The organism is Pandoraea commovens (assembly GCF_902459615.1).
In the GTDB taxonomy this organism is placed as follows: domain Bacteria; phylum Pseudomonadota; class Gammaproteobacteria; order Burkholderiales; family Burkholderiaceae; genus Pandoraea; species Pandoraea commovens.
In genome coordinates, this window is the sequence record NZ_CABPSA010000002.1 from 781,342 (window position 1) to 794,982 (window position 13,641).

A 13,641-nucleotide genomic window follows, 5' to 3' on the forward strand; every position below is an offset into this window, starting at 1 on the left:
CAAACGACCAATACTGCGACTTGCTGAACTGCTACTGCGGATAAAGCGGAACTACGAGTAATACAAGACTTCCGAACTGCTACTGCTACTGCTACTGCTACTGCTACTGCTACTGCTACTGCTACTGCTACTGCTACTGCTACTGCTACTGCTACCACCTGCTGCAAGACGACGCTGAGTTATGCGGCGTCCTTAAACTGAATACGGGGGCACGGCGTGATACGGTGGCTGCGGCGGTAGCGCAACACGCGGTCCATATGCGCTGCCGAGGCGTTGCGCACTGCACGGCGGTGCAACTGCTTCACACGTGCTGCCGACACCGAAACGGCCAATGCCGCGACAACCAACCAACTGACGAAAACCACAACACTTCTCCCCGTTGAGTGCAGCGCCGAGACGATCCGGGATGAACCAGTACGCATCGAATTCGAAGGGAAATCAAAAAGCGTGGTGAGCGCCGGTCGCTAACTTCAATGGAGTGAATTCTAAATAGATTCCCGAATAGGGTAAACCCTTAAAATCGTAAATAGTGTATTTTTTTAGACTCATTAATCCAATATTCCAAACGGTCGTTTGAATGTGGATGCCATTGAATCCGGGGAGAAAACGGCTCAAACCCGCATGCCTTCACGGGTTCGAGCCGATTGGCCGATTTGGCCGGAGACGGACGATCAGAAGCTGTGCTTCAGCCCCATGCCCAGCAGTAACTGCGTGCGGGCACCGGCGTCGATCCCATAGGAGCCGACCGAGGCCGTCGCTTCCACGGCCTGTCCCTGATTCAGCGTTTTGCCGACCGCTTGCTGATAGCCGCCAATCACATAAGTGGACGTGCGCTTGGACAACGCATAGGTGACGCCCGCGTTGAACTGGTTGTAATGCGCACCGAGGGTGCCGTCGGCGCGCATGCGCGTGTAGCTGTAGCCGATACCGGTGTTGATGGCTGGCGTAAGCGCATAGGTGGCGAACGCATTCACGCTGTCGAACTTCGCAGTGCCGGTGAACAGCGACATGGCGTCGCTCGCGTACTGCGCGTTCGAGAACGTCACGCCGAGAATCGCCGGACCGATCGCGTACTTACCGCCCACCCGTGCAATGCTCACCTTGCTTGCCGTGCGGAAGCCGGCGTTGATCGGCGAGTTGAACAGCGACCCCGCGCTGCTCGTCCATTCGCGATATGGCCAGTCACCGTTGGTGAGCGGGTTGCCGCGGTTGCTGCCGCCATCTGCGAAGAAGTAGCCGGCCGCGAGAGCGACCGGGCCATTGCTGTAGGCTCCCGCGAGGCCGTATGAGCGTCCTGCGCCTGTCTTCCCTGCGACGTTGCCGGTCGCATACATCCCTTCGAATTGCAGACCACCGAAATTCGGCGTGGCGTAACGGATCGAGTTGTTGATGCGTGCGCCGTTGTCGTAGTTGTCTACGTCGCCCGGCGTGGCGAAGAAGCCGCCGAAGTAGCCGTCTGCGGTCAGGCCCTGCACGAGATTGACGACCGGATCGTACTGACGGCCGATCGTCACTTCGCCCCATTCGCTGCTGCGCAGACCGACGATGGCTTTGCGCCCAAACGCGAGACCGCCGTTGCCCATCGATCCGTTGACAGCGTTGAAACCGCTTTCGATCTGGAACAACGCCGAGAGGCCGTTCCCCAGCGATTCCGTGCCGCGCAGGCCCCAGCGGCTGCCGCCGATGATGTTGCTCGTGATGCCGGTGAACGACTCAGGGCCGTTGGCGACCGCCGTGTGATTGGCGTGCACGATACCGGAGTCGATCGTGCCGTAGAGCGTCACATTGCTTTGTGCGCTGACGCCGCACGGCAGTGCGAGCAACGCGAGCGTCGCGGCGAGCGCGAGGGTGCGCAGGCCGGTGTTCAGGTGTGGACGTTGGTTCATGATGTCGAGCGCGTTGGCGCGCATGGTTGAAATCGACATCGAGAATATTGGCGAACACCTATTCGGATTCCTTATGAAAATTCCGAAACCCCGGAGATCCGCATGGCAGCGACCATCGTCCGAGGCCGCTGCCAGATTTTCTAGGAACCCTCCTTAGGCGCCTCGTGCAAACACCGCGATAAGCGTGCTGACGAAGCTCCCCGCTGGACGCGTAGCTGACGTCAGGATCCGTCGTTACCTTCCTCGCTGCCTTCACCCTGACCTCGCGGCAAACCCGCACGCCGCAAGGCGACACGTGAAAGCGCGGCCCAGTCGAGTTGTCCTTCATCGTGCGCGAGGCTGTCGAGGTGGTTGTCGCGCAGCACGCTCGCGAACGGCATGGGAACGTTCGCGGCTTCACCTGCGAGCAACGCCAGGCGCACGTCCTTCGCGCCGAGCGCGAGCTTGAAGCCCGCGGGTTCGAACACCTGCTTCGAAATCGCCCCGCCGTATCCGGTGTAGGCGGGCGTGTTGAAAACCGTCGACGTCACCATCTCGAGGAAGTCGCTGCCTGCAACCCCGTGACCTTGTGCGAGCGCGGCTGCCTCGCTCATCGACTCGATGGCGCTGGCGATCATGAAGTTCGACGCGAGCTTCACGACGTTCGCCTGCTCGGGCGTGTCACCGAATCGCCAGGTGCGCTGACCGAGAACATCGAACAGCGGCTGCACCGTATCGATGACCGACGCCTCGCCCGCCACCAGCACGTTGAGCTTTCCGGCCTCGGCCACATTCACGCGTCCCAACACCGGTGCGGCCAGATACCGCAGACCTAGCGTTTCGCACTGCGCGTGCATCTCGCGGGCGAAGTCGAGCGAGACCGTGGCCATGTTCACCACGATGGCACCGCGCGTGAGGGCATGAAGCGCACCACCGTCGCATAGCACCGTGCGCGAGGTGTCGTCGTCGGCCAGCATGGCGATCAGCACGTCGACACCGAGCGCGGCCTGCGCGGGGCTCGCCGTCGGCGTGGCGCCCTCAGCGGCGAGGGCGTCCACGGGGGCGCGCGAACGGTTCCACACGCGCAGCGCGTAGCCTGCCTTCAATAGATTGCGCGCCATCGGGGCGCCCATCGTGCCGAGTCCGAGAAATCCGATATTCATACTTTCTCCTGATGTAAAGGAATGTGTTGCAGCGCGTGGCGCTAAGGGCCACCGGCCGGTCGAGTCCATCGAGCACCCGCACGGGTGACGCGCGTCAGCTAGCAGCATGACACCGGAAGCGAGTTTTCGCAGAGGAGACCGGCGAACGGTAAGATGGACGCCATCGACCCGCACAGGCAGGCTGCCCCTCAACGTCTGCGCCCTCACCATGACCGTTCGCTACAACTGGCCGACCTTCAAGACGCTGCCTTACCCGGTCTACTTCCGTTACGACGAGTTCGACGCGCAGACCGCCTGGGTGCCGCATCGCCATGACTGGGGGACGTTCAGCTACGTGGCGAACGGCGTCATGCAGATCGAGATCGAGGGCGCGCGTTTTCTCTCGCCGCCGCAATACGCCGTGTGGGTGCCACCCAAGGCGACGCACGCGAGCTTCAACGCGAACGCCGTGATCTACCGATCCGTGTACATCGACGCCTCGCTCGCGAGTGCCCTCCCGACGAAGGCGGCGACGTTGCGCATTAGCGGCTTGCTGCGCGCGATCCTGCTGGACTTCGCGGAGCGCGGCGTCGCGTGCCCGCAGACCGATGCCGACCGACGGCTTGCACAGGTGCTCATCGACCAGATCGCGCTGGCCCCGGCGGAGCCGCGCTTCTTGCCGCAGGCGAGGTCGCCCTCGCTGGTGCGTGTGCTGGATGCGTTACAGAGCGAGCCTGCCGATAACCGCACACTCGCCGCGTGGGCGAAGACGATGTCGATGACGGAGCGCACGCTGGCGCGTCACTGTCTGACGGAGCTGGGGATGACGCTGGGGCAATGGCGGCAGCGCATGCGCTTTCTGCGGGCCATCGAGGGGTTGGAGGCGGGGCGGACGGTGAAGTCGATCGCGTTCGATCTGGGCTACGCCACACCGTCGGCGTTCATCGAGATGTTCACGCGCCAGTCGGGACTGACGCCGGAGCAATTCCGGCGTCAGACGATCCTCAGCGCGTCCGCGCACGATTCGGCATGATTTCAGCGTGATACCTGGCCTTCGTGTGCGAGATGGTCCTTACGACGCGATAAAACTCACCGCTTGAACGCCAGCAACTGCGCGCCTTCCGGCACCTGATCGCCCACGGCGTACAGCACTTCTTCGATCTCGCCGTCGGCCGGTGCGCTGATGGTGTGTTCCATCTTCATCGCTTCCATCACGAGCAGCGGCGCGCCTTTCTCGACCTTCGTACCGACGGCCGCCAGCACGGCGATGACCTTGCCCGGCATCGGTGCGGTCAGACGGCCTTCGCCGCCTTCCTGCGCGCCTGCCTGTGCGAGCGGATCGTGCCAGCGCAGCGTCCACGACTGACCGTCGGCGAAGACGTGAGCCGTCTCGTGTTCGAAGTCGACGTGGCCCTGCACGCGGCGCTCGCCGAGCGTCACGCGGTACACGCCCGCGTCGTGGGCATAGCGGTACGGGTAGGTCTGTCCGTCGACCGTCAGCGTGCTGGCCTGCGCACCGCTCGTGAGCACGACGTCAAGGCGCGTCTCGCCATGATCGAACGAGAGCGTGCGCTGATAGTCGCCGTTCAGCCGCCAGCCCGTCGCGAGTTGCCACGGCGAATGACGGTCGATGCTGTCCTGATACTTACGGAAGCCGACGACCGTCTCGCGTGCGAGTTGTGCCGCAACAGCCAGCGCGAGCGTCGTGGCGGGCACTGGCGCTGCGGCCGGGAACAGCGTGTCGCGATGGCGTTCGATGAGGCCCGTGTCGAGATCGGCCCCGGCGAACGGTTCGCTCGCCACGAGACGTCCGAGGAATGCGATGTTCGTCTGCACGCCGACCACACGGTACTGGCCCAGCGCACGACGCATGCGTGCGAGCGCTTCGTCGCGGTCCTGTCCCCACACGATCAGCTTGGCGATCATCGGGTCGTAGAACGGGGAGATGGTATCGCCCTCGCGCACACCCGAGTCGATACGCACACCCGCCGGGGACGTTGTGCCACCGATTTCGAACTGCACCGCTGCGGGCGGACGCAGCGTCGAGAGCGTGCCCGTCGACGGCAGGAAGTTGTTATCCGGATTTTCAGCGTAAATACGCGCTTCGAGCGCATGGCCGTGAATGCGCAGCTCGTCCTGCTTGCGGGGCAGCACTTCGCCTGCGGCCACACGCAGTTGCCATTCGACCAGATCGAGGCCGGTGATCATTTCGGTGACGGGGTGTTCGACCTGAAGACGCGTATTCATCTCCATGAAGTAGAACGAGCCGTCCTGATTGGCGATGAACTCGACGGTGCCCGCACCGACGTAGCCCACGGCGCGCGCGGCATTGCACGCCGCTTCGCCCATCGCACGGCGACGTGCTTCGGGCATGCCCGGCGCGGGCGCTTCTTCCAGCACCTTCTGGTGGCGACGTTGCACCGAGCAGTCGCGCTCGAACAGATAGACGCAGTTGCCGTGGGTGTCGGCAAACACCTGAATTTCGATGTGACGCGGACGCGTCAGATACTTCTCAACGAGCACGCGTTCGTCGCCGAAGCTACTCGCGGCTTCGCGCTGGCAAGAAGCGAGCGCGGCGCGGAATTCTTCGCTGCGCTCGACCACGCGCATGCCTTTGCCGCCACCACCAGCGCTGGCCTTGAGCAGCACCGGGTAGCCGATCTCGTCGGCGCGTGCGTGGAGGAAGGCGGCGTCCTGGTTGTCGCCGTGATAGCCCGGCACGAGCGGCACGGCCGCGCCTTCCATCAGCGTCTTGGCGGCGCTCTTGCTGCCCATTGCGTGGATGGCGCCGACCGGCGGGCCGATGAAGACGATGCCGGCCTCATGGCAGGCAGCGGCGAACGCTTCGTTCTCGGACAGGAAGCCGTAGCCCGGGTGGATGGCCTGAGCACCGGTGGCCTTGGCGGCTGCGATGATGGCGTCGATGCGCAGGTAGCTCTCGCGAGCGGCCGCACCGCCTACGTGCACCGCTTCGTCGCACACGGCGACATGCTTGGCGTGCGCATCGGCGTCGGAATAGACAGCGACCGTGCGGATGCCCAGCCGTGCGGCCGTGGCAGCCACTCGGCAGGCGATTTCGCCGCGGTTGGCGATGAGGATTTTGTCGAACATGTTGCCTCCGGAAAATGATCGATTTGGGCGGCGTTGGTGACTAACGTCTCCGCTTGTGACGGAGGGGCAGCGCACTGACACCATTCTCTTTGCTATTCAGCTCTGCCGCCACAACGGATGGAGCGGATCGTCTGTTGCGATCTGGTCGTTGTGGTGGCACTTATCCTTCAACACCTGCGCGGCGACCGCGTTGCTCCGCTTAGTGGGTCGCGCAGGGCTTCAATGCGTCGCACTCGCTCGCGTCGCCCGCATTCTCCGCACCGAGCTTCTCTTCGGTCGACGTGCGCATGCCGAGGCGTGCGAGCAGCGCGCGGTCGGCTTCGGCTTGCGGGTTCTGCGTGACGAGCAGCTTCTCGCCGTAGAACATCGAGTTCGCCCCGGCGAGGAAGCACAGCGATTGCAGTGAGTCGTCCATCATTTCGCGCCCAGCCGACAGACGCACCATCGCGCGCGGCATCGTGATACGTGCCACGGCGATCATGCGCACGAAGTCGAACGGATCGACGCTCTCGTTGTTCTCCAGCGGCGTGCCCTCGACCTTCATCAGGTTGTTGATGGGCACCGACTCCGGATACGGCGACATGTTCGCGAGTTGCGCGATCAGACCGGCGCGCTCACGGCGCGTCTCGCCCAGACCGACGATGCCGCCGCAGCACACCTTGAGACCGGCGTCGCGCACGCGGGCGAGCGTGTCGAGACGGTCCTGATACGTGCGCGTCGTGATGATCTGACCGTAGAACTCGGGCGACGTATCGAGGTTGTGGTTGTAGTAGTCGAGACCTGCGTCGCGCAGTTGCTGCGCCTGACCGTCGCGCAGCATGCCGAGCGTCACGCACGTCTCCAGACCCAGCGCCTTCACGCTGCGGACCATCTCGCCCACGGCGTCGACCTGATGCGGCTTCGGGCTGCGCCACGCAGCGCCCATACAGAAGCGCGTAGCACCGGCTTCCTTGGCGCGTTGTGCCGCGGCGACCACTTCCTCGACTGGCATTAGCTTCTCGGCTTCCACGCCGGTGTCGTAGCGCGCCGACTGCGGGCAGTACGAGCAGTCTTCCGGGCAACCGCCGGTCTTGATCGAGAGCAGCGTCGAGAGCTGGACGGCATTGGCGTCGAAATGCTCGCGGTGCACTTGCTGCGCGCGGAAGATCAGGTCGTTGAACGGCAGGGCGAACAGCGCTTCGATGTCGGCGACGGTCCAGGGCGTGTCGTTACGGCGCAGGGCTTCGTCGTGGCCGTGGGCGGCGGTGTGGGCGTGAACTTGCATGGTGAGATTCCTTGAATTCTGTGTGTTCGGTGTTGGCGCGATGTCGGTGTGTGGATCGCGCTCAGGGAGCGGTATGTGGGCGAGGGCCGGACGATGTCTGCGCAGTGCGATGCAATGCGGTATCGACCAGCGGCGCAATGTCGAGATAGCCGGAGGCGGTCGCCGCGTCGGGGTGCGGCAGATGTGGCACGCGCCCCAGTAACGGCGCACCCAGTCGCGCGGCAATCGCCTCGACGTTGGCATCCACATGACGCATGTCCGGATCGACGTGGTTCGCGACCCATCCGGCAATCGTGAGTCCGCGCGACGTAATCGCCTCGGCGGTGAGCAGCGCATGGCTGATGCAGCCCAGACGCAGGCCGACGACGAGGATGACCGGCAGGCCGAGCTGACGCGCCAGATCGGCGGTGTCGGGCGCGCTGGCGTCGGGGCCGAGCGGCACGCGGAAACCGCCGACGCCTTCGACGATCACGAGGTCCGCGCGCGCGGCAACCCGCGCATAACCTGCCCGGATCACGCTGCAATCGAGGTCGATGCCCTCAGCGGCGGCCGCGATGTGCGGTGCGGTCGCGTCCTTGAGCACGTACGGGCAGTACCAGTCGTCGGGCAGCTTCAGATTGCTCGCGTCGTGCAACTGCTCCACGTCTTCATTGACGAAGCGACCGTTGTGTTCCGACGCGCCTGCGGCCACCGACTTGAGCCCGGCGCACACCAGCCCGCGACGCGCGGCGGCATGCAGCAACGCCGACGAGACGAGCGTCTTGCCGATCTCGGTATCGGTGCCGGTGACGAAGAACGCGTGACGCGCGGGCGTTGCACGCTCGGTCGGGGCATCGGCGGCGGTGATGAGGTTGCGTTCAGCCATGCGCGTGCTCCGTCCAGTCGTTGTCGAGTCGATTGATGGCGCGGGTCAGGCGCGTGACGTCCTCGGCCGTATGCGCGGCGCTGAGCGTGAGGCGCAGGCGCGACGTGCCAGGCGCTACCGTCGGCGGGCGAATCGCGGGGACCCACAATCCGGCCTCGGCCAGCCCGGCCTGCGCATGCAGTGCAGCCGCGTTCTCGCCGAGGATGATCGGCTGCACGCCCGTCGGCGAGACCATGTGATGCCAGTGCTTCAGCGTGAGCGAATCGCGCAGTTGCGCAATGCGCGCCTGCAACGTCGCGCGACGCTCGCGACCTTCGTCACCCGCGATGATTGCGAGACTCGTGAGCAAAGCATGCGCCTGCGAGGGCGCTGCCGCCGTCGTGAAGATGTACGGACGGGCGCGATTGATCAGCCACTCGATCACGCTGCGATGGGCCGCGACGAACGCGCCGCCGACACCGGCGGCCTTGCCGAGCGTGCCGATGATCACCAGATTCGGCGAGCGCATGTCGAAGTGTTCGAACACGCCGCGTCCGTTCTCACCGACCACGCCGAAGCCGTGCGCATCGTCCACGATGAGCCACGCGTTATGACGCTCGGCGAGCGCGAGCAACTGCGGCAGCGGCGCGATGTCTCCGTCCATTGAGAAGACACCGTCGGTGACGATCAGCTTCGTCTCGGCGGTACTGGCTTCGAGCAGGGCGGCGAGGGCGTCGACGTCGCCGTGCGGATAGACGTGCGTCTTCGCGCGCGAGAGTCGTGCGCCGTCGATCAGTGAGGCGTGGTTGAGCGCTTCGGAGAAGATTTCCGAGTCCTTGTTGGCGAGTGCGGAGATCGTCGCCAGATTGGCCATGTAGCCGGTGCAGAAATACAGCGCGCGACCGTCGACCAGATGCGGCGACATGAAGTCGGCGAGGGCGTCTTCGAGTTCCGCGTGCGCCTGCGAATGGCCGCTGATGAGGTGCGAAGCACCGCTGCCAGCGCCGTAACGTTGCGCACCTTCGATGAGCGCTTCGACGACCTTCGGGTGTGCGGCCAGCCCGAGATAGTCGTTGCTCGCGAAGGCGAGGACGTCGCGCCCGTCAGCACTCAAATGCGGCTGGCACGGCGTGCTCACCACGCGATGACGGCGACGCAGGTGCTGACGGTCGATCTCGGCGAGTCCGGCGTCGAGGCGGTCGAGCAGGGGATGGGTCGTCATGCGGCCACCTCCTGTTGCATCGTTGCGTCGAAAGCAGCGAGCGTTTGCGTCGCCAGCCAGTCGGCGGTGCCGTCGTCGAGCACGTACGGCGGCATCAGGTAGACCGTCGCGCCGATCGGACGCAGCAGCACGCCGCGCGCGCGAGCTTCGGTGTAGAAGCGCTTCGCGAAGGCACCCGCCGCGCCGGGGGCATCCGGCAATACGGCGTCGAACGCCCAGATCATGCCGCGATGACGGAAATGCTTCGCGCGCGGATCGTCGGCCAGCGGTGCGAGGGCTTGCGTCAGACGCGCAGCGCGCACGGCATTGCTAGCGAGGACGTCGTCGTCCGCGAAGATGTCGAGCGTGGCCAGCGCGGCACGGCACGCGAGCGGATTGCCGGTGTACGAGTGCGAGTGCAGGAAGCCACGCGCGGTGTCGTCGTCGTAGAAGGCGTCGTAGATCGCGTCGCGCGAGAGCACGAGCGAGAGCGGCAGATAGCCGCCGCTGATGCCCTTGGAGAGCGTGAGCAGATCGGGCCAGATACCGGCCTGCTCGCTCGCGAAGAACGTGCCGGTGCGGCCACAACCGACGGCGATTTCGTCCGCAATCATGTGTGCGCCGTGCTTGTCGCACAGCGCGCGTACGAGGCGCAGGTATTCGGGGTCGTGCATCGCCATGCCTGCGGCGCACTGCACCAGCGGCTCGACGATGACGGCGGCGATGCGTCCTTCACGTTGCGTGAGCAGCGTGTCGAGTTCGGCAGCGGCGCGGCGGGCGACGTCGATGGCCGTCTCGCCATCGCACGCCTGACGCGCATCGGGCGATGCCACGACGTGCGCATGCCGCAGCAGCGGATCGTAGGCGTCACGGAACAGGGCGACGTCGGTGACGGCCAGCGCGCCGAGCGTTTCGCCGTGATAGCCGTTGCGCACGCAGACGAATTCGCGCTTGTCGCTGTGGCCCTGATTGCGCCACGCGTGAAAGCTCATCTTCAGCGCGATCTCGACGGCCGACGCACCGTCCGACGCGAAGAACGCATGACCGAGCACGCCGCCGGTCAATGCCGACAGACGTTCGGACAAGGACACGACGGGCTCATGCGTGAAGCCCGCGAGCATCGCATGTTCGAGGCGGCCCAACTGATCGATCAGCGCCGCGTTGATGCGCGGGTTCGCGTGGCCGAACAGATTGACCCACCACGAACTGATGGCATCGAGGTAGCGTTCGCCGCCGGTGTCGACGAGCCAGGGCCCTTCGCCGTGAGACAGCGCGACGAGGGGCAGCTTTGCCTGTTGCTTCATCTGCGTGCAGGGGTGCCAGACCTGTCGCAGACTGCGCGCGGCGAGATCGCCGGGACCGTTGGGGGGGCGCGGGGAGGCGTCCATCTTTGACTCCTTGGAGGGCCATGACGGGCGAGAAGCCGGGCAAGATGCCCGATGCTCGTCGTCCGTCTGGCTGGCCGGTGCGGGGCATTGCGCGCTGCGCTGCTGCACGTGGCCGGAGGTGGGGGATGGGCGCATGGTAGGCAAAGCGATTTGGCAGGGCAATAGGCGGATTTGGTGCGAAAACTCGCTGTTTTGCGAGCCGTAAAGAGACGTTATCGACAATTTCGTAAAACCCGCCGATAACGTTCAGGCATCTCCGCCGTCACCCCTCCCAAAAAAATTTTGTAACCGTCGAAATGGATGATTTTCGTGCGTTCGCTCAGGAGGCGTCGCGCCATGACGGCGAACGCTTCTCCAGGAACGAACGCACCCCTTCGCGACCCTCGTCGGAGGCGCGGATCTTCGCGATGCGCTCGGCCGTGTCGGCGATGGCCGCCTCGTCGATGGCGCGCCCGGCGAAGTCCTGCACAAGGCGCTTGCACTCCTTCACCGCGTTCGGGCTGTTGTCGACAAGCGCCTTCGCCAGCGCGCCGATGGTGCTGTCGAGCGCATCGGCGGCAACGACCTCGTGCACCAGGCCGAGACGCTGCGCCGTGGCGGCCGTGAAGCGTTCCGCCGTCACGAAATAGCGACGCGACGCCTGCTCGCCCAGCGCGCGAATCACATACGGGCCGATGGTGGCAGGAATCAGGCCGAGCTTGGCTTCGGACAGGCAGAAGTGCGCCGTGTCGACGGCGACCACAATGTCCGCCACGGCCGCGAGTCCGACACCGCCCGCGTACGTATCGCCCTGCACGCGCGCGATCACCGGCTTCGGGCAGCGGTAGATCGTGTTGAGCATGACGGCGAGCGTCATGGCGTCGGCGCGGTTCTCGGTGTCCGAGTAACCGGCCATCTTCTTCATCCAGTTCAGATCGGCGCCGGCGCAGAACGCGACGCCTTCAGCGGCGAGCACGATGGCGCGCACGTCGTCGTTCGTCGCCAGCGCGCGAAACGTGCCGGTCAGTTCTTCGATGACGGTTTCGTTGAACGCGTTGCGCACGTCCGGACGGTTGAGCGTAACGGTGGCGACGTGGGCGTCGACACTGAACTTGAGCGTTGCGAGTTGCATGACGGAATTCCTCGATGGACCGGTGTGGGCGATGACGCTCGATTACATGCGATTACATGCGATTACATGCGATCACATACGGAACAGGCCGAAGCGCGTTTCCGGAATCGGCGCATTGAGCGCAGCCGACAGGCCGAGACCGAGCACCGTGCGCGTGTCGGCCGGATCGATCACACCGTCGTCCCACAGGCGCGCGCTCGCGTAGAACGGATGCCCCTGACGTTCGTACTGATCGCGGATCGGCTGCTTGAAGGCGTCTTCTTCCTCGGCGCTCCACTGACCGCCCTTGCCCTCGATGCCATCGCGCTTGACCGTGGCGAGCACCGACGCGGCCTGCTCGCCGCCCATCACGGAGATGCGCGCGTTCGGCCACATCCACAGGAAACGCGGCGAGTAGGCGCGACCGCACATGCCGTAGTTACCCGCGCCGAACGAGCCGCCGATGATGACGGTGAACTTCGGCACGTTTGCGGTGGCGACGGCCGTCACCATCTTCGCGCCGTGCTTGGCGATGCCTTCGTTTTCGTACTTGCGCCCGACCATGAAGCCCGTGATGTTCTGCAAGAAGATCAGCGGGATCTTGCGCTGGCAGCACAGTTCGATGAAGTGCGCGCCCTTTTGCGCGGACTCCGAGAACAGAATGCCGTTGTTCGCCACGATGCCGACCGGATAGCCCCACAGATGCGCGAAGCCGCACACCAGCGTGGTGCCGTAGCGCGCCTTGAATTCATCGAATTCGGAGCCGTCGACGAGACGCGCGATCACTTCGCGCACGTCGAACGGCTTCTTCGTGTCGGCGGGAATCACGCCATACAGTTCACGCGCGTCGTACTTCGGTTCGACCGGCGTCTTGGTGGCGACGGTCGCAGGCTTGCGACGATTGAGGTTCGCGGCGATGCTGCGCGCGATGGACAGCGCGTGTGCGTCGTTCTGCGCGAAGTGGTCGGCGACACCCGACAGACGCGTGTGGACATCCGCACCGCCGAGATCTTCTGCGCTCACTTCTTCGCCGGTGGCAGCTTTCACCAGGGGCGGGCCGCCGAGGAAAATCGTGCCCTGTTCCTTGACGATGATCGACTCGTCGCTCATGGCGGGCACATACGCGCCACCTGCCGTGCACGAGCCCATCACCACGGCGATCTGCGGAATGCCTTGCGCCGACATTTGCGCCTGGTTGTAGAAGATGCGGCCGAAGTGATCGCGATCGGGGAAGACGTCGTCCTGATTCGGCAGGTTCGCGCCGCCCGAGTCGACCAGATAGATGCACGGCAGATGGTTCTGCTCGGCGATCTCCTGCGCGCGCAGGTGCTTCTTGACCGTCATCGGGTAGTACGTGCCGCCCTTGACCGTGGCGTCGTTGCACACGATCACGCATTCCTGGCCGGACACGCGGCCGATGCCCGTGATGATCCCCGCGCCCGGTGCGTCGTCGTGATACATGCCGGTCGCGGCGAGTTGCGAGAGTTCGAGAAAGGGGGAACCCGGATCGAGCAGTTGTTGCACGCGATCGCGCGGCAGCAGCTTGCCACGACCGGTGTGCTTCTTGCGCGCAGCCTCACCGCCGCCACCGGCCAGTTGCGCGATACGGGCGCGCAGTTCGTCGACCACGGTCTGCATGGCGGACGCGTTGCGTGCAAAGTCTTCGCCGCGCGGGTTGAGTTTGCTTTCGAGAATCGGCATGTGACGAAATCCGGTGGAGTGTGAGTTTTAGTTGA

The 13,641-nt window shown here is 64.8% G+C and carries 10 protein-coding genes and 1 pseudogene; 1 reads left to right on the plus strand and 10 read right to left on the minus strand.

Going from position 1 to position 13,641, the window contains the following annotated elements; translation table 11 throughout:
• Positions 1–179: 179 nt before the first annotated feature.
• The 3 genes from PCO31010_RS09730 to PCO31010_RS09740 form a co-directional block, all read right to left on the minus strand.
• Positions 180–365, minus strand: coding sequence for a hypothetical protein (locus tag PCO31010_RS09730; protein ID WP_150664055.1), 186 nt, complete (start codon positions 363–365; stop codon positions 180–182).
• A gap of 306 nt (positions 366–671) precedes the next feature.
• A complete protein-coding gene (locus PCO31010_RS09735) occupies positions 672–1,886 on the minus strand; it encodes a porin (protein WP_150664217.1) in 1,215 nt (404 codons plus the stop codon).
• Between the two features lie 221 nt (positions 1,887–2,107).
• A complete protein-coding gene (locus PCO31010_RS09740) occupies positions 2,108–3,238 on the minus strand; it encodes an NAD(P)-dependent oxidoreductase (RefSeq protein ID WP_343039141.1) in 1,131 nt (376 codons plus the stop codon).
• Here PCO31010_RS09740 and PCO31010_RS09745 point away from each other — a divergent pair.
• The gene (locus tag PCO31010_RS09745) at positions 3,237–4,040 is read left to right on the plus strand and encodes an AraC family transcriptional regulator (protein WP_150664056.1); all 804 of its coding nucleotides are present in this window, start codon (positions 3,237–3,239) and stop codon (positions 4,038–4,040) included. The two genes, PCO31010_RS09740 and PCO31010_RS09745, sit on opposite strands and share 2 nt — an antisense overlap.
• 56 nt (positions 4,041–4,096) lie before the next feature.
• Here the strand turns inward: PCO31010_RS09745 and PCO31010_RS09750 are convergent, their stop codons facing one another.
• The 7 genes and pseudogenes from PCO31010_RS09750 to PCO31010_RS09780 form a co-directional block, all read right to left on the minus strand.
• Positions 4,097–6,118: an acetyl/propionyl/methylcrotonyl-CoA carboxylase subunit alpha gene (locus PCO31010_RS09750; RefSeq protein WP_150664057.1), complete on the minus strand. Its 2,022-nt coding sequence runs from the start codon at positions 6,116–6,118 to the stop codon at positions 4,097–4,099.
• 199 nt (positions 6,119–6,317) lie between these two features.
• Positions 6,318–7,307 (minus strand): annotated as a pseudogene (gene bioB, locus PCO31010_RS09755) (biotin synthase BioB); the annotation flags it as partial.
• 136 nt (positions 7,308–7,443) lie between these two features.
• The gene (bioD, locus tag PCO31010_RS09760) at positions 7,444–8,247 is read right to left on the minus strand and encodes a dethiobiotin synthase (RefSeq protein ID WP_246184525.1); all 804 of its coding nucleotides are present in this window, start codon (positions 8,245–8,247) and stop codon (positions 7,444–7,446) included.
• Positions 8,240–9,448 (minus strand): 8-amino-7-oxononanoate synthase, encoded by a 1,209-nt coding sequence (bioF, locus tag PCO31010_RS09765; protein WP_150664058.1) that lies wholly within the window; start codon positions 9,446–9,448, stop codon positions 8,240–8,242. Before bioF ends, bioD begins: the two co-directional genes overlap by 8 nt.
• A complete protein-coding gene (bioA, locus tag PCO31010_RS09770) occupies positions 9,445–10,815 on the minus strand; it encodes an adenosylmethionine--8-amino-7-oxononanoate transaminase (RefSeq protein WP_150664059.1) in 1,371 nt (456 codons plus the stop codon). The genes bioF and bioA overlap by 4 nt, the downstream gene beginning before the upstream one ends.
• A gap of 319 nt (positions 10,816–11,134) precedes the next feature.
• Positions 11,135–11,926, minus strand: coding sequence for an enoyl-CoA hydratase/isomerase family protein (locus PCO31010_RS09775; RefSeq protein ID WP_150664060.1), 792 nt, complete (start codon positions 11,924–11,926; stop codon positions 11,135–11,137).
• A 72-nt stretch (positions 11,927–11,998) separates the two neighbouring features.
• Positions 11,999–13,606: a carboxyl transferase domain-containing protein gene (locus PCO31010_RS09780; protein WP_150575285.1), complete on the minus strand. Its 1,608-nt coding sequence runs from the start codon at positions 13,604–13,606 to the stop codon at positions 11,999–12,001.
• Positions 13,607–13,641: the final 35 nt, after the last annotated feature.